General features: G+C 66.0%; 18 protein-coding genes. 4 read left to right on the forward strand and 14 right to left on the reverse strand.

All coding sequences use genetic code 11. From position 1 onward, the window contains the following. The first annotated feature begins 89 nt into the window (after window positions 1–89). Complete coding sequence (locus AC6RV7_RS02935; RefSeq protein WP_500092404.1) at window positions 90–947, forward strand: endonuclease/exonuclease/phosphatase family protein; 858 nt, start codon at window positions 90–92, stop codon at window positions 945–947. A 21-nt stretch (window positions 948–968) separates the two neighbouring features. On the opposite strand, the gene AC6RV7_RS02940 is transcribed toward AC6RV7_RS02935, so the two are convergent. After that, window positions 969–1,868 carry a glycosyltransferase family 2 protein gene (locus AC6RV7_RS02940; protein WP_500092405.1) on the reverse strand — a complete coding sequence of 300 codons (900 nt, stop codon included), beginning with the start codon at window positions 1,866–1,868 and terminating at the stop codon, window positions 969–971. 189 nt (window positions 1,869–2,057) lie between these two features. Here AC6RV7_RS02940 and AC6RV7_RS02945 point away from each other — a divergent pair, with 189 nt between their 5' ends. Beyond that, window positions 2,058–2,666 carry a hypothetical protein gene (locus AC6RV7_RS02945; RefSeq protein ID WP_500092406.1) on the forward strand — a complete coding sequence of 203 codons (609 nt, stop codon included), beginning with the start codon at window positions 2,058–2,060 and terminating at the stop codon, window positions 2,664–2,666. Here the strand turns inward: AC6RV7_RS02945 and AC6RV7_RS02950 are convergent. The 3 genes from AC6RV7_RS02950 to AC6RV7_RS02960 form a co-directional block, all read right to left on the reverse strand. Next, a complete protein-coding gene (locus AC6RV7_RS02950; RefSeq protein ID WP_500092407.1) occupies window positions 2,646–4,073 on the reverse strand; it encodes a Coenzyme F420 hydrogenase/dehydrogenase, beta subunit C-terminal domain in 1,428 nt (475 codons plus the stop codon). The two genes, AC6RV7_RS02945 and AC6RV7_RS02950, sit on opposite strands and share 21 nt — an antisense overlap. Beyond that, window positions 4,070–5,206: a polysaccharide pyruvyl transferase family protein gene (locus tag AC6RV7_RS02955; protein WP_500092408.1), complete on the reverse strand. Its 1,137-nt coding sequence runs from the start codon at window positions 5,204–5,206 to the stop codon at window positions 4,070–4,072. The genes AC6RV7_RS02950 and AC6RV7_RS02955 overlap by 4 nt, the downstream gene beginning before the upstream one ends. A 238-nt stretch (window positions 5,207–5,444) precedes the next feature. After that, window positions 5,445–5,939: a DUF456 domain-containing protein gene (locus tag AC6RV7_RS02960; RefSeq protein WP_500092409.1), complete on the reverse strand. Its 495-nt coding sequence runs from the start codon at window positions 5,937–5,939 to the stop codon at window positions 5,445–5,447. A 263-nt stretch (window positions 5,940–6,202) separates the two neighbouring features. Here AC6RV7_RS02960 and AC6RV7_RS02965 point away from each other — a divergent pair, with 263 nt between their 5' ends. Further along, window positions 6,203–6,433, forward strand: a complete 231-nt coding sequence (locus tag AC6RV7_RS02965; protein ID WP_500092410.1) for a DUF3185 family protein — start codon at window positions 6,203–6,205, stop codon at window positions 6,431–6,433. A 227-nt stretch (window positions 6,434–6,660) separates the two neighbouring features. Here the strand turns inward: AC6RV7_RS02965 and AC6RV7_RS02970 are convergent, their stop codons facing one another. From AC6RV7_RS02970 to AC6RV7_RS02980, 3 genes are all read right to left on the reverse strand, one after another. Continuing rightward, a complete protein-coding gene (locus AC6RV7_RS02970; protein WP_500092411.1) occupies window positions 6,661–8,814 on the reverse strand; it encodes an outer membrane protein assembly factor BamB family protein in 2,154 nt (717 codons plus the stop codon). A gap of 56 nt (window positions 8,815–8,870) precedes the next feature. After that, the gene (locus AC6RV7_RS02975; RefSeq protein WP_500092412.1) at window positions 8,871–9,785 is read right to left on the reverse strand and encodes an alpha/beta hydrolase; all 915 of its coding nucleotides are present in this window, start codon (window positions 9,783–9,785) and stop codon (window positions 8,871–8,873) included. Window positions 9,786–9,896: 111 nt separating this feature from the next. Continuing rightward, complete coding sequence (locus AC6RV7_RS02980; RefSeq protein ID WP_500092413.1) at window positions 9,897–10,229, reverse strand: BON domain-containing protein; 333 nt, start codon at window positions 10,227–10,229, stop codon at window positions 9,897–9,899. Window positions 10,230–10,575: 346 nt separating this feature from the next. Between AC6RV7_RS02980 and AC6RV7_RS02985 the strand changes: the two genes are divergently transcribed. Next, on the forward strand, window positions 10,576–10,986 hold the full coding sequence (locus tag AC6RV7_RS02985) for a response regulator (RefSeq protein ID WP_500092414.1): 411 nt from the start codon (window positions 10,576–10,578) through the stop codon (window positions 10,984–10,986). A gap of 46 nt (window positions 10,987–11,032) precedes the next feature. Here AC6RV7_RS02985 and AC6RV7_RS02990 read toward each other — a convergent pair whose 3' ends face one another. The 7 genes from AC6RV7_RS02990 to AC6RV7_RS03020 form a co-directional block, all read right to left on the reverse strand. After that, window positions 11,033–12,196: a zinc-dependent alcohol dehydrogenase gene (locus AC6RV7_RS02990; RefSeq protein ID WP_500092415.1), complete on the reverse strand. Its 1,164-nt coding sequence runs from the start codon at window positions 12,194–12,196 to the stop codon at window positions 11,033–11,035. Beyond that, window positions 12,193–12,807 carry an SRPBCC family protein gene (locus tag AC6RV7_RS02995; RefSeq protein WP_500092416.1) on the reverse strand — a complete coding sequence of 205 codons (615 nt, stop codon included), beginning with the start codon at window positions 12,805–12,807 and terminating at the stop codon, window positions 12,193–12,195. Before AC6RV7_RS02995 ends, AC6RV7_RS02990 begins: the two co-directional genes overlap by 4 nt. Before the next feature lie 106 nt (window positions 12,808–12,913). Beyond that, the gene (locus AC6RV7_RS03000; protein WP_500092417.1) at window positions 12,914–13,660 is read right to left on the reverse strand and encodes a hypothetical protein; all 747 of its coding nucleotides are present in this window, start codon (window positions 13,658–13,660) and stop codon (window positions 12,914–12,916) included. Window positions 13,661–13,767: 107 nt separating this feature from the next. Next, complete coding sequence (locus AC6RV7_RS03005) at window positions 13,768–14,757, reverse strand: NAD(P)/FAD-dependent oxidoreductase (RefSeq protein ID WP_500092418.1); 990 nt, start codon at window positions 14,755–14,757, stop codon at window positions 13,768–13,770. A 54-nt stretch (window positions 14,758–14,811) separates the two neighbouring features. Further along, complete coding sequence (ppgK, locus tag AC6RV7_RS03010) at window positions 14,812–15,558, reverse strand: polyphosphate--glucose phosphotransferase (protein WP_500092419.1); 747 nt, start codon at window positions 15,556–15,558, stop codon at window positions 14,812–14,814. A 69-nt stretch (window positions 15,559–15,627) separates the two neighbouring features. After that, on the reverse strand, window positions 15,628–16,101 hold the full coding sequence (locus AC6RV7_RS03015; protein ID WP_500092420.1) for an FKBP-type peptidyl-prolyl cis-trans isomerase: 474 nt from the start codon (window positions 16,099–16,101) through the stop codon (window positions 15,628–15,630). Window positions 16,102–16,181: 80 nt separating this feature from the next. Next, a complete protein-coding gene (locus AC6RV7_RS03020; RefSeq protein ID WP_500092421.1) occupies window positions 16,182–18,707 on the reverse strand; it encodes an ABC transporter permease in 2,526 nt (841 codons plus the stop codon). Window positions 18,708–18,725: the final 18 nt, after the last annotated feature.

Genomic DNA, 18,725 nt, shown 5'->3' on the forward strand with positions numbered 1-18,725 from the left:
GCCAACGAATCGCCGCCCGCCGATGAGTCCAGCTCCGACGCTCGCCTTGCCGCGGAAATCGCGCACGCTGCGCATAACCCACGCGCCTCATGTCTTCACACCGTCTGATCCTCCGTCTCGTTTGCCTCGCGCTCCTTGCTTCGCCGGTTGCCGGCGGGTCCGCCGCACTTTCGCTCCGCGTCATGACGTTCAACCTGCGCTTCGCCAGCGATCAGTCGCCGAATGCCTGGCCGGATCGCCGTCCCGTGATGAAACACCTGCTCGAGCGCGAAGCGCCGGATCTCGTCGGCACGCAGGAAGGCGTTTACCGCCAGCTGGGCGATCTCGCCGCCGACCTGCCGGCTTACGAGTGGATCGGACTCGGCCGCGACGGCGGCAGTCGCGGCGAATTCATGGCGGTATTTTACCGGCGCGATCGTTTCGAGCCGGTCGCCTACGATCATTTCTGGCTCTCCGACACGCCGGGCGTCATTGGCTCGATGACGTGGGGCAACGTCTACCCGCGCATGGTCACGTGGGTCCGTTTTCGCGACCGCACCTCGGGACGCGAATTCTATTTCTGCAACACGCATTTCGATCACCAGATTGAGCAGGCCCGGCAGAAAGCCGCGCAACTCCTGCGCGACCGGCTCGCGTCCTTCGACACCGCGCTGCCGGTGGTGTTAACCGGCGATTTCAACTGCGCCGCGGGCGCGAGCCCCGCTTACGACACGCTCACGCGCGAAGCCGCGTTGACCGATACGTGGAGCGCCGCCGCGACGCCCGACAACGAGGACCTCAACACGTTTCACAACTACCAACCGGCGAAACACGAGGGCGAGCGGATCGACTGGATCCTCGCGCGGCCGCTCGCCGCGGTGAAGCGCGCCGCGATCGTCACCTTCGCCGAAAACGGCCAGGCGCCCAGCGACCATTTCCCGGTGCTGGCAGAAATCGAATTTCGCTGACGCCGACGACGTTCGAAGCGTCTATCCCGCGGCAGGCGAACGCGTCTCGCCGTGAAAAATCGTGCCGGTTTTTCGCCAGCGTCGCCGCAACGCCTCCGGCAGCAATGCGCCCGCCAGCTGGCGGCGAAAACGCGGATTGCGCCACAGTGAAAGTTTTCGAGCGCCAAAGCGCGGCGCGGTGGCATTGAAGGTTCGCACACGCCGCCACGTCTGCTGCGCCTGAAACCAGCGCGAGCGACCGAGCGACGAAATGTAACTGCCAGCGTGCCGTCGCCAGCACGCGAGACATTCGTCGAGCGTCACAACCTCGCCGAGAAAAGGCATCAGCAGCCCGATCCGTGTATCGCACGCGAGCTCCGGACAGACGGTCACGTCGAGCGGCAGCACGCGTGAGAGCGCGGCGCGATGCACGACCAGAGCCGAGGTGGGATAGAAGAAGTCGACATCGTGCTGCGCGTAAATCGCCGCCCGCACGTCGCGCACATGAAACCGCAGATCGCGATAACGTCCGATCTGTGCGTCGCCGCCGTCGATCAAGGTCATCGGCGATTGCACGAGCGCGACGTCCTGACGGCCCGCCACCGCGGCCAGCACGCGCTCGATCTTCTGCGGCGCGAACCGATCGTCGCCATCGAGGAGGAACAGCCACTCGCCGCGCGATCGCTCGAAGGCCCGCCACACCGCCTGGGCCTGCGAGATCCGGCTCGGCCGCGCGGCGTCGTGCGTGCCGAAGATCGGCGTGATCCGATCGCCGAACGCGCGGAGCAGCGCGAGGCTCTCGTCGGTGCTGCCGTCGTCGTAGACGATCACCTCGTCCGCCGGCGTCGTTTGCGCGAGCGCGGACGCGACGCAATCGCGCAGGTAACGACCGTTGTTGTAGTTGTTGACCAGGATGCTCGTCGTCGGCCGCGCGGTTTTCATGCCGTGGCGAGCGACCGGTCAAACAGCCGGAGCGGTCCCGGCAACGCGTTACGTTTCCGTGTCGCCCGAGTGACATTTTCGGGCCGGAGTATTTTCGACGGCGTGGAACCCGGCCCACGTGTCGCCGTCCAAGCCCGCGGTGGGCGCTCGCAACTCCAGCGGCGAAACAGCGCACCGGACTTTCGCCGCATGAGCCTGATTAACGACGCCCTCATCAAAGCCGAACGCGACCGCGCGGAAATCGCGCTCGCCGAGTCCCAGCGCCTCACACCGCGCGCGCGCGCGGAGAAACGGCGCGAGACGCGACGCGCGCAATCGCTGCCGTTGATCGCGCTTAACGCCGGCGTGCTGATGGCGTTGTTCGCGGTCGTCATCATCGTTCTGCACCGCAATCGCGACGCCGTGACCGAACGTGCGGTCGATCGCGATGCGCCCTCGACGCTCGTCCACGATGCGAATTCGGAGGCGAGCCTCGCCGCAGCATCGACGCCCGCACCGGGAGCCGAAGCCTCACCGTTTGTTCCTGCTGCGGCCAGCGCCCCCGCCGTCACGGCGGCTCCTGACAACGGTTACGCGCTCGCGGGGATGTCGGCGATCGGTGACACCACGTTGCTGAGCATCACGCGCCTGCGGGACCAGCGCAGTGTGTGGGTGCCGGTCGGAAAGACTATCGGCGAAATCACCGCGATCCGCTACGACTCTTCCGCCGATCGCGCGGTCATTCGCGTCAATGGCCGCGAACTCACCATCGGTCTGCGCACGCCGTCCGCGGAGCCGTCAGCGCAAGCGGCCGAGTAACCGCGCGCGCACGCTCCCGCGGTCGAGCCAGTAAACGCCGCGATAGAGCGCACCCATCGCGCGGGCCCACGCCCGATAAATCCAGAAGCAGCGAAGCGTCCGCGCCGCGGCGAAGACGCGGTGACTCGAGAAACTGATCGCGCGACGCAGATCGTAGATGCGGCGGCGCTTCCATCCGCCAGCGTGCGCATTCGGTTTCACGCGCTTCCGCGGCACGCGCTCACCGCGGCTGCGGTGCAAGCGATACGCGAGGCCCTCGCGACGCTGCCGCAAGCCTGCGGCCTGCGTCTTCGCCAGAAACTCGCCATCGACTTCGCGCAACTCCAGCCGGCCCTCGGCCGCCGCAACCGCGAAGATCTCACGAACGTGTTCCGCGCGGATCACGACAACGTTCGTCCCGCGCCCGTCCGCGGAATATGGTTTCACCCAGGCATCGCCGAACGACACATCGGCCGTCTCCGCCATGACGTCGTCGCAAAAATTACAGGCTTCATACTGGAAGAAGCCCATGCCCCAGTCGCCGTCCACCATCCGCGCCCAGTCACGCACGTGCACGCGACCGTCGCGCGTGGTCAAACCCACCGTATAAACATCCGCACCACGGTCCGGTTGCTTCACGCGAAAATCGACGGCCGCGACGCTTCCCGGCGCGACCCCGCTCTGGCGGGCGAAACTTTCAACCAGCGCGGCGCTTTTCAAATGGCCGCAAAACAATCCGAGGCAGAGTGCGATCCGCTCGCGTAGCACGGCATCGTTTTTCATCAGGAGCCGGACCGCTTTGACGAAACACGGGACGCCCACGAATGCGTAGCGTCCCGGCCGGGCCCGCACCTCCGCGAGTGCCGCGGAAAACTCGATGGGATAATAGCGTGACTTGGCCGCCGCCTGGATTTCCTCCGGCGTGCGCGAAACGCGATAAGCGAACAGCCCCGGATTCTCCTTGGTTGGCGTGCGGGGCGCGACGTGCACCACGCCGTCGATTTCGCCGGCGCGCAGCAGCTCCAGCAGCAGCCACGAGACCATGCCGCCCGAGCTGCCGCGCGTGCGAAAATCGCGTTCCTCGACCCAGCCGACGTAAGCAGCCGTCCACCGCCCAACCGCCGGATGCGAATGCGGCGCGGCACCAAACTCGCGCTGCGCAATCTGATCCTCATTCTCCGCCTGGTCCGAAAACGGACACACCCGCGCGGGATTGCTCGACGGCGCGGACGCGGACGCTGGCACCGGCTGCGTTTGGTAGAGCGCGCGTTTCGTGAAACGAATCCGATACCGTCCCGGATCCGCCACCGCACACGCGCCGCAGCCGATGCAGACGTCCGCGGCCAGCACGTCGGCGATGCGCCAGACGCCGGTCGGCGACGGAGCCGGCGTCCATGGCGCCGACGGCCGCGTGTCCGTCACACTCATAACCGGAGGCAGTGCGCGAGAAATCCCAGCGACTGCTGCCGGCGGGCATCGATAATCGCGATGGTCTCCGACTCGATCGGGGTCGAGAGGAGTTGGGCGACCTGCGCGCTCCGGGCAGAATCGAAAATGCGGTGCATGGCGCCCACCAAGGTCAGGAAACCGCGGATTTTGTTCGACCGATAAGGCGAAAGTTGAGCGACGAAGGGCTGATGGAACCGCAGCGCGAAAACGCATCCATGAAAATACGACGTGGCCACCGCGCTCGCGTGACGAAAACGGTGCACGAACTCGTCGGGCCCGGCGCTCAGGAGCGAAACATCCGCCCAATCGTTGCGGTAGCCGATGCTCACGATCCGCAAATGACGCGCCTGCGCCCAAGCCCGTACCTCACGGGCAAACTCCGGCGTGAAGCGGTTGCCGTAAAGCAGCAGGTAGGCGGGCCCGAAACGCGGTGCGGTGAGCCGGGCCGGCGCCGGGGTGAATTGCAGGCAGGGGTCGAGCACCAGCGGCGGTTCCATGTCCACATGACGGCGGATGAGATCGCACGAGTTTGTATCCCGAACGGAAATACAATCGAAACGCCGCAGACGCGCGACCCATTCGGGCGCGAGGCCGCGGCCCGAATCGTAGTTGCCGAAGCTCGCGGCGTAGGCGACGAGCCGGCGCGGCGCGAGCGACTCCCCGAAGAAAAGCGGCACGCCGCCGAGCCACGGATGCGAGAGATTCCACACCTCGTCGCTGCCGACGACCACCAGGTCGAAATCCGAAAAATCCGGCGGGGCGTGAAGCGGGAATTTCCCGGTGCGCTTCACCCGTTGTTGCGCCGCGATGAACTTCAATGCTTTCGCCGCAAAGGCCGCGACATCGCGCCGCGGCGCCGGCCGGAACGGGCGAATCGCGTGTTTCAGCTCCCGCCAGAAATAATCGCGCGAGTGGTAGTCGAGCAGTTGCACCTCATGACCGGCAGCGAGTAGAAAATCGCGAAGGCAGCGCATCTGCCAGTAAGCGCCGTAATTGATGCAGCGATGAAACGTGAGGATACCGATTTTGCGGCTTCGTTCGCCCGGCCACGCTCCGCCGGCAGGTTGATGAAGTCCGTCTGCCGTGCGCAGCTCTGTATTGGCGAGATCCATAGTTTGGATCGGGGGTGACAATCCGAGTTGGTAAAAGGTCCGCTAGAAACCGGCTCGTCGTTTCGACTTTTTTTTTCGGAATGCGCGCGCCGGGGTCGCCCGACCCACCGAGGCAGGCGTCCATCAGCTTGCACAGAGTAAACCGACGCGAACCCCGTTTCAGCCGAAAAATGTTCTCCACGACTCGACGCCCGGAACGAGCGGTCGTCGTCAGAAATCCACCGGCCGGAACTTCGCGTCAGGTCCGCGCGGAGATCGTCGCCGCCACCACGAACAGGCCGATCATCACGGCCGCGCAGCCGAGCCGCGCCGCTGTCGAGATCACAAATCCGATCGCTGCCCCCATGCCGGCGCGCAACGATTCGCGTCCGGTTTTTTTCGCGAGCAGCTTTTCGGCCGCCATCGCGCCGAAGACGGTGCCGAGAATCAATGCCGGCAACGAGAAGAACACGCCCACCAGCGCGCCGGCGCTCGCGCCCCCCATACCCCAGCGACTACCGCCAAACCAGCGGGTGCCGAGGATCACGCCGCCGAAATCCGCCACGATGGACAATAGCCAGAACAGGGCGATGAACCCGACGACGGTCCACGAAAGCTGCGGAGGGAGGATCAGCTTGTGCAAAATGGCCGCGATCAGGATCAACGTCGTGCCCGGCAACAACGGCACCACGACCCCGACGATGCCGACGAGCATCAGAGAAACGGTCAGGCACCACGTCGCGATTTCGAGCATGAGGCCAAGACACTCGCGCCGTTGTCAAAGTTGCGAGCCTGAAGGGCAACCTGGTCGCCGGAGCGGCAGGAAATCCGCGCGGTGAGCTTGAACGCGGGCGGCCACGACGGCGTCCAACATCAATATTGCATCGAGCCGACGCCGATCGGCGAACGCGCGAAACCCCGATGTTGGCTCCGGAAGTTTGCCGGGGATTTCAGCGGCTTCGCGCGGAACGCCCCTGAACCGGCCCGGTCCGTTTTCACTCACCACCCCACTCGCTTATGAAAAATATCATCGGCATCGTCCTCATTGCGCTTGGCATCTTCCTGTTTGTCCAAGGGCTCAACCGCAAAGACTCCATCGCTGGCGTGGCCTCGGAAGCCACGACGGAAGTCGCCAACGCCGTCGACGGCGGGGCGCGTCAACCCAAGCACGTCGTCTACATGGTGGCCGGAGGCGTGATCGCGCTCATCGGCATCGGCGTGATCGCCCGCAAGCCGCGCGCCGTCTGAGCGGCAATTCATTTTGGCGGTTCAGACGCCATAACTGAATCGTCACCGTGCAACGAGCGGACCCCGTCCGCTCGTTGCTATTTTTTTGCGCGCGCCCGGCCAGTCCACAGCCAACAACAAAAGGTAGGGGCGCGTGTCCCCACGCGCCCTGAGTTTGGCTCGCGTATTCCGACGCGTCTGTGACCTTCGGCGGGCGACTCGGAGAGCCGTCTCCACCTGCGAAACGACTACTGGGCGGCTGCGCTTTTCCGCGGCAGTGCGAACGCCACATATGCGTCGCCGCTTTTCGTAGCCATCTTGCCGCCGCCGCACGCGATCACAACGAATTGCCGGCCGCCGGCCTCGTAGGTCGCAGGCGTGGCATAGCCGCCGGCGGGGATCGTCGTTTTCCAAAGCTCGCGGCCGGTGCGCGCATCGAACGCGCGGAATTGCTCGTCCTTCGTCGCGCCGATGAACAATACCCCGCCGGCGGTCACGAGCGGGCCGCCGTAGTTTTCCGTTCCCGTGGGCGGGTGGCCTTGCGCGGTCAGCTCCGGCAGTTCGCCCAGCGGCACGCGCCACAGATAATCGCCCGTGTTCAGGTCGATCGCGTTCAGCGTGCCCCACGGCGGCTTCACCGCGGGATAACCGTCCGGATCCAGCCACCGATTGTAGCCGGTATGAGTATAGGGCGGCGGAGTCGCGCGGCGCTCGTCGGGCAAATAGGTCGGCCATTCCGGCTGAGCGTTACCGGCCTCGTTTCGTCCCGCCGACGCTGGCGCCCCGCCAAAGAGAAAATCCACGAGGGCGTCTCGATGCTGTTCCGTGAGAAACCCCCACGGCGGCATCACGCCCCGACCGTGCGTGATCACGTCAAGCGCCTGCTCGCGCGTGAGGCGCTGGGCGACATCGACCAGCGCCGGGATGTTGGCCGACGGATTTCCGCGGCGATCCGCGCCGTGGCAGCCGGTGCAGTTTTGCAGAAACACCTGCTCGCCCAGCGAGCTCGCACTGCCGGTTTCGATCATCGAGAGCACCCACGGCATTTCGTTGCTGTTCACATAAAGCACGCCGTGCGGATCCACCGCCGCGCCGCCCCACTCCGCCCCGCCGTCGAAACCCGGAAAAATAATGGTGCCCTCGCGGCTCGGCGGCGCGAACACCGTGTGCGGACGCAGCCGCGAGAAACGCTCCAGCACCGCACGGTGCGCTTCGGGCGTGCGCTGTGTGATTTCCTCCGCCGTGAACAACTGTCGCGCAAACGGGGCCGGCTTCAGCGGAATCCGCTGGGTCTTCGCCGCGACTTCGCCCGCGAGATCCGACGACGGCACCGCGCGCTCCTCCACCGGGAAAAGCGGCTCTCCCGTTTCCCGATGCAGCACGAAGACGAAGCCGGATTTGGTCACCTGCGCCACCGCCGGAATGTCGCGACCGTCGCGCCGCACGGTCACGAGCGTTGGCGGCGCCGGCGGATCCCGATCCCACAGATCGTGCCGCACAAATTGATAATGCCACACGCGCTTGCCCGTCGTGGCATCGAGCGCGAGCAGACAGTTGGTGAACAGGTTGTCGCCGAGCCGGTCGCCGCCCCAAAAGTCGAACGCCGCCGAGCCCACCGGACAAAACACCAGCCCGCGCTCCTCATCGACCGTCATGCCGGTCCACACATTCCCTCCGCCCACCCGCTCCCACGCGTCGGCCGGCCAGGTATCATAGCCTTCCTCGCCCGGATGCGGAATGGTGTGAAAACGCCAGACGAGTTTGCCCGTGCGCACATCGAATGCGCGGATGTGCCCGGGCGCGGCCGGCCCCGGGCCTTCGCCGACGCGCATGCCCATGATGATGAGATCGCGGTAAATCACGCCAGGGGTGTTGGCCTGGATCGCGAGGCCGGTGACGTCGCGATCGAGTCCTTCCGCCAGGTCCACGCGGCCACCCGTCCCGAAGGTTTCGATCAAGCGTCCGGTGCGGGCGTCGATCGCGTGCAGCCAGTGTCCGGTCCCGAAAAGAATCCGGCGGTCGTCTCCATCCGACCAATACGTGAGGCCGCGATTCACGCCGTTGGGCTCCGCCGGCTCGAAACGCCAGCGTTCCACGCCCGTGGCCGCATCGAGGGCAACGACTTTCAACTGGGGCGTCGTCGCATACATCACGCCGTCGATGATGAGCGGGTTGCACTGGATCTGGGTCTGGTCGCCGCGCGCGTCGCCAGCCCGCCAGGTCCACGCCACTTCGAGGCCGCTGACGTTGCCGGCCGTGATTTCACCGAGCGGTGAGAAATGCGTGGCGGCTTTGTCGCCGAGATACACCGGCCAGTCGCGGCCGGCGGAACCGAAAAGCGGGGAGGCTGCCAGCAGCGAAAGGAGCAACAGGGCCGGGCGTGGCCGCAGTGGGGTTTGCATCGCTCCGAGTTGAGCGAGGCCCGTCGCGGAGGCCATCCTGAAGTGCGGTGCGACGCCTACTTGGCGCGCTCGAGCCAGCCGCCCGCCTTCAGCCACTCGGCGGCGCGATCCGGCCAGTGCGTGACGGGATTGTCGGTGCGGCGGAGGCCATAGCCGTGCCCGCCTTTTGGATACACGTGCAGCTCCGCGGGCACGCCCGCGCGCTGCAGCGCCGTGTAATACGACAATACGTTTTCGACCCGCACGGGATCATCCTGCGCCATGGTGAGAAACGCCGGCGGCGTGCGGCCGGGCGCGGGTTGAACCAACTCCGGCACGCGGTCGCCGTTCGCCTTGTCCGCCAGATAGCCCGGGTAAATCAGCAGCATGAAATCCGGGCGGCAGCTCACGGCGTCCGCCGCGTCCACCGGATCGTAGGCGCGCGGTTCGAAGCGGTTGCCCACCAGCGCCGCCAGATGCGCGCCGGCCGAAAACCCAAGCACCCCGATGCGCTGAGGGTCGACACCGAACTCGGCCGCGCGATGGCGCACGATTCCGAGGGCGCGTTGTGCATCCTGCCAGGGCAGTTCGTGGCGCTCGATGCCGGCCCGCGCCGGCACGCGATATTTGAGCAGCACCGCGGTCACACCGATCGAGTTGAGCCATTCGCACACTTCCGTGCCCTCGAGATCCCACGCGAGGATGTTATAACCGCCTCCCGGACAAACCATCACGGCCGCACCGGTGTCCCGCGCGGGTTCCGGTTTGTAGATCGTGATCGTCGGCCGGGAAATGTTGCCCAGTCGGATCAGTCGCCGGCCCGCGATGAGATTGTCGGACGGTTTCGTCGTGTCCTGCTCGGGCGGCAGCGTTGTCGTCTCCCGCGGCGGAGAATCGGGCCAGAGTGGAATCGTCAACGGGTCCGCGCCGCGAACGGGCGAACCGAATCCCCACCACATCGTCACCATCAGGAGCGAAGCGAGGCGCCGCATGGCTGAAACTTCAGCGCGCTGGCGGCGCCGCACGCAAGTGCGATCTCGCTCCACGAAAAAGCCGGCGACGCGAGTCGCCGGCTTGTAAACAAGTCCAGACAGAAAAGGAGCTTACTCGGCGGCCGCCTTCACGATGATGTTATTCGTCACGCTGTGCACGCCCTGCACGCCCGCGGCGATCTGCTCGGCCCGCGTTTTCTGGGCGGCCGTGTCGACGAAGCCGCTGAGTTGCACGGTGCCCTTGAACGTTTCGACGTCGACTTGCAGCGCCTTCACGACGTCGTCGCGCACGAAAGCGGTTTTCACCTTCGCGGTGATCGCCTTGTCGTCGATGTATTCGCCGGTGCTTTGCGAGGTCGCGGTCGAGGCGCAACCGGATTGGAGAGAGAGGACGCCGGTCGCGCCCAGCGCGAGCACGGTCATGAGTTTGAGGGAGGTTTTCATAGGTTGACGCCGCCATAGTAGCTTGGCGTTTCACGCGGTTCGCCGTGCGGGAACAGTTGCGCACTCCGGCCCGCGCGTCGGAGCAGCGCGCAACAGGCCGCGGGGGCGTGCGGCCGCACGCGTTTTCAGAGGTAAAACGCGCCCGACCTTTGCCTTCGGGCAAGCCTCGCGCCGACAACTCACCCACGCGTCGAGCCGTGCGCTGCCGCGTGGGTCGGTCGGGGCAAACCTGAGGCCACCCTGCGGTTTTTTTCGCAGTATTTTGAAAGAACTGGGCCTGCATTCCGCAGTCTTTCATGCCAGCTTATCCGCCAGGTAAGCAGCCACCTCAACTCGTGTCCGAACCATGCTGCCCAACGACTCCACGCCCAAGAAATCTCTGCGCATCCTCTACGCAGACGACATGCGTGAGCTGCGCGAACTGGCGCGCATCGCGTTGAGCCGCGAAGGTCATCTCATCGAGTGCGTCGGCGACGGTCGCGAAGCGCTCTCGCGCGTGATGCTCGATCCGGCGGCTTACGACCTCGTGATCACGGATCATCACATGCCGCACCTGAACGGCATCCAACTCGTGAGCGAGCTCCGCAAGCTGCCGTATGCGGGCAAGATTTTGATTTTCTGCTCGGAGCTGAGTCCCGGCGTCAACGAGACGTATCAAAAACTCAAGGTCGACCGGATCCTCTACAAGCCGGTGTTTCCGTCCGAGCTGCGCCAGGTTCTCACGGATTTGTTTTCGCCCGCCACCGCGTCGTCGTGAACGCCGGCACCGCGACGACCTGCGAGGGCCGCCGCGGCGTTTTGAATCAGGCGGCGGGATCGAGCACGACCTTGATGCAGCCGTCGCGTTTTTCCGTGAAGACCTCGTAGATCTCCGCCGCGCGCGTCAATGGGACGCGGTGCGTGATCACGAAGGAGGGATCGATCTTTCCCGATTCCACCAGCGAAAGCAGCTGCGGCATGTAGCGCTGCACGTGCGTCTGGCCCATGCGGAAAGTGACGCCTTTGTTGAACGCCGCTCCGAACGGGATCTTGTCCAGGAACCCGCCGTAGACGCCCGGCACCGACAGCACGCCGCCCTTGCGCACCGCGCGCATCGACTGACGCAGCGCATACGGCCGGTCCGTCTCCAGTTTCAGCGCCTGTTTGAGATTATCGTAGCTCGATCCGTGCGCTTCCATGCCGACGGCGTCGATGGCCGCATCGGGACCGCGACCGCCGGTGAGCTCGCGCAGCTTTTCGAGCACGTCCTCGTCATCGTGAATCGCGATCGCTCCCGCCGCCTCCGCCATCGCGAGCCGTTCCGGGACGCTGTCGATTGCGTAGACCTTCGCCGCGCCGAGCAGGAGCGCGCTGCGGATCGCGAACTGGCCCACGGGTCCGCAGCCCCACACCGCGACGATCGTCTCGCCCGGCTTGATGTCGCAGTTCTCCGCCGCCATGTAGCCGGTCGGAAAAATGTCCGAGAGAAACAGCAGCTGCTCGTCCGGGATCGTGTCGTTTTCGATCACGATCGGGCCGTGATCCGCGTAAGGCACACGCGCATACTGCGCCTGCCCACCCGCATAGCCGCCCGTCAGGTGCGAGTAGCCGAAAAGCCCGGCCGCGCTGTAGCCGAGAAGTTTCTCCGCCATCCACGCGTTCGGGTTCGTGTTGTCGCACAACGACCATTGCTGCCGCTGGCAATGCGAGCAGCCGCCGCACGAGATCGTGAACGGCACCACGACGCGCTCGCCCACCTTCAGGCGCTTCACGCCCGGGCCGACTTCGACGACCTCGCCCATGAACTCGTGGCCGAGGATGTCTCCCTTCTCTATCGTCGGCATGTATCCATCATACAAATGCAGATCGGAACCGCAGATCGCGGTCGAGGTGATCCGCACGATCGCGTCGCCCGGGCTCAGGATCGCCGGATCGTCGACCTCCTGGACCTCCACCTCGCGCTTGCCCATCCAGCAGACCGCTTTCATGACGCCGCCTTTCGCTGGAGCTGTTCGCGTTCCTTCCGGCGCGCCGCCCGTTGCGGTCCGCCGGCGGACTGGCCCTCGATCGTGGGAATCTCGCCCGCCTCCATCAGGGCCTTGAAACGTCGCAGCGCCTCCGCCACCTGCTGCGCCGGCTCCTCACCGGTGAGCTTCGCCATCAAGGCGGCAAAGCGGCCGCCCGGGGGATTGTATTCCAGCTGCACGGTCACCTCCGTGCCTTCGTCCCCGGGCGCGGCTTCGAAACGCACCGTGCCCGCATTCTCGACATCCGCACCCTCGCGCGAACGCCACGCAATCAACTCGTCCGGTTCGTCGTTGATCACGACGGCGTGCCATTCCACGAAATGGTCGCCGGGAGCGCTGACCCGCCAGTGCGATTCCGTGTCCGAAATGCGGGCGATCGACACCGGGTGCTTGATGATGGCGACAAGATTCTCGAAGGAACGCCAGAAGCGATAAAGCTCGGCGGGGGGTTTGCGGATGGTGCAGGAACGCACGATTTTGATGCCGCGGTTTCCCGGAACGGCGATCTTGCTGCGGAACACGGGCTCCGAAGTGGCCGTGGTCCGATCCGGCGGAGGGGTTGAAAGACTCATGCCCAAAGTTAAGCGCCGGCTGGGCCGGCGCCATGGGGCCGGCTCCGAGAAGCGGCATGAGTTTTGGCAGAGTCCACCGTCGGAAAATCTCCGGCCGACTCCGCCGCTAGTCCGGACCGCGCTCCTGTTTCAGCCAGGCCCGCTTCAGGGGCGAACCCGCGGTGGCCAGCCTCGTCTCGCCCGGCGCCGCCGACGCCGGGATCCAGCGCGCGCCGCTGATCTGCAGGCGCGGCCGGATCGCCTCCGCCAACGTCCGCGGGTCGTCGTGCGCCGCCTTGCGGACGCGCACGCGCTTTCGCGGACGATCCGGATCGATCACGAAGGCCCCGCGCGGCGTCTCGTAATACAGCACCGTGTGTCCCGCCCGGCGCTGCGGAATGTAATAGCTCAGCAGTCGGGCGTGCAGGATCGGTTCGCCCGCTGCCTGGCGGCGGCGCAGCAGCGCATGGCTCTCAAGCAGGCAGGCATTGGGCGGCGCCTCCGCTACGACCAGCGGGCGCGCCTGCTCCTCCGGCACGATTTCGTGCACCACAAAACCGGGCTCGATGGCCTGCAGCAGCGGCGCGAGGTTGGCCTTCTCCGCCGCGAGCCGGTGGCGATGCAGCGACAGGCTCTGCGTGCCGTCGGCGTCGGTGTAGAACCAGAGCAACCCGCCCAGCTCGAAAACGAGCGCGTAAAGCTCGGATGGATACACGCTGTTCCGGTTCGCGTTTTCGATCCGGACGACACGCGACCAGGTTTCGTCACCAAGCAGCGCGCGCGCCTGCCGGGCGTGATCGAGCGACGGCGATGCCGGCAAGAATCCCGGGAGGATGAACGGCAGCAGGGCAAGAATGCGCGTCAGGCGAGGCACGCGGCTATTACCGCGGAGGTGGCGCGAAAGTTACAAAAAACGCACCGCCGATCCGTATCCACGGACTCACTTCATCCGATCCGCGATCGGAATCGAACCGCCGCGCCTCAGGCGGGACGAAACCAGCGCTTCACGTCGACTTCGGGATCGAACGCGGCGCCATCGAGCAGATGGCGCACCCACTGCCTCGCCAGCGCCGGGGCGAACAGCGCCCCTTTTGCCCCGAATCCGTTGAACACGCCCAGCCGGGGATCGAGCGGGTGGCGCCCGGCCACAGGCCGCTTGTCCGGAAGATAGCTTCTCACGCCGGCCTCCTGTGCCACCACCGCTTCGATCGGCACCTGCATCGCGGCGGCGCTCGCCTCCAGTTCCCGGCGGGCTTCGATCGTCAGCGTCGTGTCCCGTCCGGCCGGCACATGCGTGGCGCCGAGCTTCGCCCGGCTGGGCCCGACGGGCACGATCCAATGCCGCCGGTTCAACACCACGCCTTCCGTCAATCCCGCTGCGGCGACCGTCAGGCACTCGCCTTTCGAATACCGCCACGGCACGAAGGCAAACTGCCGGGCGACGTCGCCCAGCGCCCCGCTGCAATCGATCACGAGCCCGTAATCGCCGCTTTGCCGCGCCCCGTCCGCGCGCTCCTCGCGCAAGACTCCCGCCGCCTGCCAGCGCGCGCGCGCCACCGCGATCAGGCGCCCGGCGTCGACCCGTCCCGCCTGTTCGATCCACACGCTGTCGCCGTCGATGCCGTCGACATAGCCGGCGAGTTCGCCGGACGCGGTCTTGCGCTCCGCAATCTGCCGCTCGTCGTCATCGACGAAATAACGCCGCACCCGCAGTTCCTGCCAGAGCGGCACCTGCAATTCCTGTTCGATCGCGCGATAGCAGGCCCGCGCCGCCGGCAGCAGCGTGTCGACCTTCCAGCTTTTCACCATCCGCCGGCCCGTCACCGGATTTATGATACCGGCGCCCACGCGCGAGGCCGACAGCCGGTGCCCGGCATCGACGATTTCCACCGGCAGACCGGCGCGCTCGAACTCCCAGGCGAGCACCGTGCCGGCGAGTCCCTGCCCGACCACGAGGATCTTGGCGTTCATCGCCCGCCATCGTGTCGCGAAAGCCGGGGCACGCCAAGCGGCCTTTTGGCATTTTCAACTCCGCATTTTTTGCTCTCGCGCCCACAGCGCGGCGCCGATGATGCCGGCCCCGTTCCTGAGCTCCGCCGGCACGAGGTCCGCCCGCGGTTTCAGGTAGCCGAAAAACTGGTCGCTTTTCGCGCTCACGCCGCCGCCCAGAATGATCCGATCGGGCCAGACGAGCGTCTCCAGCATCAGCAGATACCGGTTCAGATCCTGTCCCCACTCGTCCCAACCCAGCCCGCGCCGCTTGCGCGCCGCCGACGAAACGAACCGCTCCGCCGAATGTCCGCGCATCGTCAGATGCCCGAACTCGGTGTTCGGCATCAGACAGCCGTCGTGAAACAACGCCGAACCCACGCCCGTGCCGAGCGTCAGCAGCAGCACCGTGCCCGCGATCCCGCGACCCGCGCCGAAACGCATCTCGGCGAGGCCCGCCGCATCGGCGTCGTTGACGATCGCCACGCGGCAACCGGTTTCGCGCGCGAACAATGCTCCCGTATCCAGTCCGACGAACCGCGGGTGCAGGTTCGCCGACGTCAACGTGCGCGAACCGTGAATCACGCCGGGAAACCCGACCCCGATGCGCCCGCGCCAGTGAAAGTGCCGCGCCACGGCAGCCACCGCCCGCGCCATCTGCAGCGGCGTGAGCGTATCCGGAGTTTCGATGCGAAACCGTTCCGTCAGCATTACGCCGGTCGTGGTATCCACCGGCGCGCCTTTGATCGCCGAGCCGCCAATATCGATGCCGAGGATCTTCATGTCAGGTGACTGTATCGCGTCGAGGTTTCGCGAAGCCGGATGAGGCGAGCGTCTGGATCTGGAAGGCAATCAGCTGCAATCGCAGCCGTCACCGCCGTGCGCATGGCCGTGACGCAGTTCCTCGGCCGTCGCTTCGCGCGCCGCCACCACGTCGACCTCGAAGGTCAGGTCCACGCCGGCCAGCGGATGATTAGCGTCGAGCAGCACGTCCTCCCCGTCGATCGCCGCCACGCGCACGATCGGCGCGTGACGATCGGGGCCGGCCTGGAAGGTGTCGCCGACCTGCAGCTCGCCGTCGACGGGCAGCACGTCACGTTTCACCGTCTGCATCTGCGTAGCGTCGCGTTCGCCGTAGGCTTTGGCCGCCTTGACTTCGACCCGCGTCTTCGCGCCCGCGGGCTGCGAGCGCAGTTGCTCGTCGAGGCCGTCGATGATCTGGCCCGCGCCTTCGAGGTAGGTGATCGGCGAACCGCCGGCAGAGGAATCGAGCACGCGGCCGGACGGATCACGGAGCGTGTAGTGGAAGGTGACGACGCGTGGCATGAGCGGAAAAGCAGGTAAGAAGTGACAACCCGGCGGAAGTAACAAGTGCCAAGTGGCCCCACGCCGCAACGTCGCCGCCGTTACGTTTCCTGCCGCAACACCTCCAGCGGCGGATGCGATGTCACCCCGCGATTCGTGAGCAGACCGGTGATCAGCGTCACCGCCACCGCGCCACCGATCGACGCCACCAAGACCGACGGCGGGACCACCAGCGGCGCCTTGAAAACGTAATGTGCCAGCAGCGCATTCGCCGCGAGCGCGAGCATGCCGCCGGTCAGCGCCGCAAGCACGCCGAGCACCGCGTATTCGACGAATTGAATCTGCCGGAGTTGCCGCCGCGTCGCACCGAGCGTCCGCAGCAGGACCGTCTCGCGAATACGTTGATACCGTCCGGTCAGGATCGCGCCCGCGAGCACGATCACGCCGGTCACCACCGTGAAGGCCGCCATGAACGAAATCACGAATGCCGCCTTGGAAAAAATCCCGTCGAGCGTCTGCAGGATGAGCGAGAGATCGATCGCCGACACGCTCGGGAGCTGCCGGCCAACCTCGCGCTGCAATGCCGCCGATTGCTCCGTCGTGCCGGTCCGCACCGCCGCGATGAACGTCTTCGGCGCCGGTTCGAGCACGCCTTCGGGAAACACCACGAAAAAATTCGGCTGCATCCGCTGCCACTCGACCTGCCGCAGGCTCGTAACCCGGCACAGCACCGGGACGCCCTGCACGTCGAAACTCAGTTCGTCCCCAAGGCCGAGCTGCAGATCGCCCGCGAGCCCTTCCTCGAGCGACACCGGCACCGGCTCGACCCCCGGCTCCACGCGCCCGGTGAATTCGCCGGCGATCACGCGCTCCGTGTCGGTCAACTCACGCCGGAAGGTCGAGCGATACTCGCGCCGCAATGCCCAGCCCGGCAGTTGCACGGTGTCGTCCTTCAACCACTCCTCGACCGGACGTCCTTTCAACGTCGCCAGTCGCATCGTCACCATCGGCGCCCGCGCGAGCAGCGGCGTGTCGTTCTTCTGCGCGATCGCGGCAAGCTCATCGATCTGATCCTCCTGCACATCGAAAAACATCAGGTTGGGTCGCGCGCCGCCGCCGATGCCTTCGATTTTCCCGAGCAGCGTCGCGCGCGTGAGCACAAGCGTGATCATCAAAAACGTCCCGAGTCCCAACGAGAGCAGCAGGAGCGTCGTGCGATTGTTCGGCCGGTGCAGGTTCGCGAGTCCCTGCCGCCACACGTAAGGCAGCGAGCGCCGCGGCACGAAACGTTTCGCCGCCCAAACGATCGCCCGCGCGACCAGCGCGAGCAAACCGAACGCCGCCCCCAGCATCAGCGTGAAACCCGCGCCGACTTTCCAGCTGCCCGACTGCAGCATCGCAAAGCCCGCGATCGCCACGCCGATGCCCAGGAAAAGCCATTTGCGCCAGGGATCCGGCGTGGTCGCCTGCCCCTGCGCGGAACGGATCGCCAGCAGCGGCGAAACCCGCCGCACTGCGAGCAATGGCAGTAGCGCGAACAGCACGCAGATCACGAGGCCCGCCAGTGCGCCACGCGCCACCGCCGGCCACGACACGAAAATCTCCACCTCGAACGGCAGGAAATCCTGCATCACCACCGGCAGCAGCTGTTGCACGCCAAGTCCGACCGCCGCACCCACCAGCGCGCCGGCGAGTCCGAGCCCGAAACCCTGCACGAGATAAATCGCAAAGCTCGTCCGCGCGCTTGCGCCGAGGCAGCGCAGCACCGCCACCGTCGCGATTTTTTGCCGGATATACACATGCATCGCGCTCGCGACGCCCACCGCACCGAGAAACAGCGCGACGAATCCGACGAGACTCAGGAAGGAGTAAACGTCCTTCAAATTGTCGCCGAGATCGCGCTTCCGCTCCTCAACCGTCGTGTAGCGCAGCCGCTGTTCCTTCAATTTTTCGCGCATCTCTTTCTCGAGCGCCGCCGGGTCGACGCCCGGCGCGAGTTTCAGATGCATGCGATAACTCGCGAAGCTGTCGCGCCCCTCGAGTCCGGCCGCGCGCAGCGAATCCATCGAGAGATAAACGCGCGGCGAGAACATCGACACGGCCGCCGACTCGCCGGGGATCTTCTGCAGCGCCCCCGCGACGCGAAACGTGCCCTTGCCGATCATGACCTCGTCGCCGACCTGCACGCCGAATTGCGCGAGGATGGTTTCTTCCACCAGCACGAACGGGCCGGTCGCAAGCTGCGCCATCGCGCCGGCGGGCTGCGTCACGAGCTCGCCGTAGAAAGGAAAACCGCCCTCGAGCGCGCGCACCTGCACAAGCCGGCGCTGATAATCGCGGGAGGGAAACGTGATCATCGATCGCAGCGACACCTCGTGTGCTTGTTCGACGGATACGGTTTGGAGATACGCACGCGTCGCCGGTTCGAATTCGGTGCGCGAGGTGACGGCGAGATCCGAGCCGAGCAGCGAACGCGTCTGCTGCTCGACGGCGCGCTGGAGATTGTCGCCGACGGAAGCGATCCCGACGAGCGCGGCGATGCCGAGCACCACGGACAGCGACACGAGCAACAGCCGCCGCCGCGAAGCCCGCGAATCCCGCCAGGCCATTTTGAGGATGAAATTCATTGGGGAACCACGAAATAC

This window comes from Opitutus sp. sgz309028 (genome assembly GCF_059821195.1).

Coding starts and splice junctions, on each gene's coding strand:
- AC6RV7_RS03020 (WP_500092421.1), bottom strand. CDS start 18,707: ATGAATTTCATCCTCAAAATGGCCTGGCGGGATTCGCGGGCTTCGCGG.
- AC6RV7_RS02950 (WP_500092407.1), bottom strand. CDS start 4,073: ATGAGTGTGACGGACACGCGGCCGTCGGCGCCATGGACGCCGGCTCCG.
- AC6RV7_RS02965 (WP_500092410.1), top strand. CDS start 6,203: ATGAAAAATATCATCGGCATCGTCCTCATTGCGCTTGGCATCTTCCTG.
- AC6RV7_RS02990 (WP_500092415.1), bottom strand. CDS start 12,196: ATGAAAGCGGTCTGCTGGATGGGCAAGCGCGAGGTGGAGGTCCAGGAG.
- AC6RV7_RS02935 (WP_500092404.1), top strand. CDS start 90: ATGTCTTCACACCGTCTGATCCTCCGTCTCGTTTGCCTCGCGCTCCTT.
- AC6RV7_RS02985 (WP_500092414.1), top strand. CDS start 10,576: ATGCTGCCCAACGACTCCACGCCCAAGAAATCTCTGCGCATCCTCTAC.
- AC6RV7_RS03015 (WP_500092420.1), bottom strand. CDS start 16,101: ATGCCACGCGTCGTCACCTTCCACTACACGCTCCGTGATCCGTCCGGC.
- AC6RV7_RS02960 (WP_500092409.1), bottom strand. CDS start 5,939: ATGCTCGAAATCGCGACGTGGTGCCTGACCGTTTCTCTGATGCTCGTC.
- AC6RV7_RS02970 (WP_500092411.1), bottom strand. CDS start 8,814: ATGCAAACCCCACTGCGGCCACGCCCGGCCCTGTTGCTCCTTTCGCTG.
- AC6RV7_RS02940 (WP_500092405.1), bottom strand. CDS start 1,868: ATGAAAACCGCGCGGCCGACGACGAGCATCCTGGTCAACAACTACAAC.
- AC6RV7_RS03005 (WP_500092418.1), bottom strand. CDS start 14,757: ATGAACGCCAAGATCCTCGTGGTCGGGCAGGGACTCGCCGGCACGGTG.
- AC6RV7_RS02995 (WP_500092416.1), bottom strand. CDS start 12,807: ATGAGTCTTTCAACCCCTCCGCCGGATCGGACCACGGCCACTTCGGAG.
- AC6RV7_RS02955 (WP_500092408.1), bottom strand. CDS start 5,206: ATGGATCTCGCCAATACAGAGCTGCGCACGGCAGACGGACTTCATCAA.
- AC6RV7_RS02945 (WP_500092406.1), top strand. CDS start 2,058: ATGAGCCTGATTAACGACGCCCTCATCAAAGCCGAACGCGACCGCGCG.
- ppgK (WP_500092419.1), bottom strand. CDS start 15,558: ATGAAGATCCTCGGCATCGATATTGGCGGCTCGGCGATCAAAGGCGCG.
- AC6RV7_RS02980 (WP_500092413.1), bottom strand. CDS start 10,229: ATGAAAACCTCCCTCAAACTCATGACCGTGCTCGCGCTGGGCGCGACC.
- AC6RV7_RS02975 (WP_500092412.1), bottom strand. CDS start 9,785: ATGCGGCGCCTCGCTTCGCTCCTGATGGTGACGATGTGGTGGGGATTC.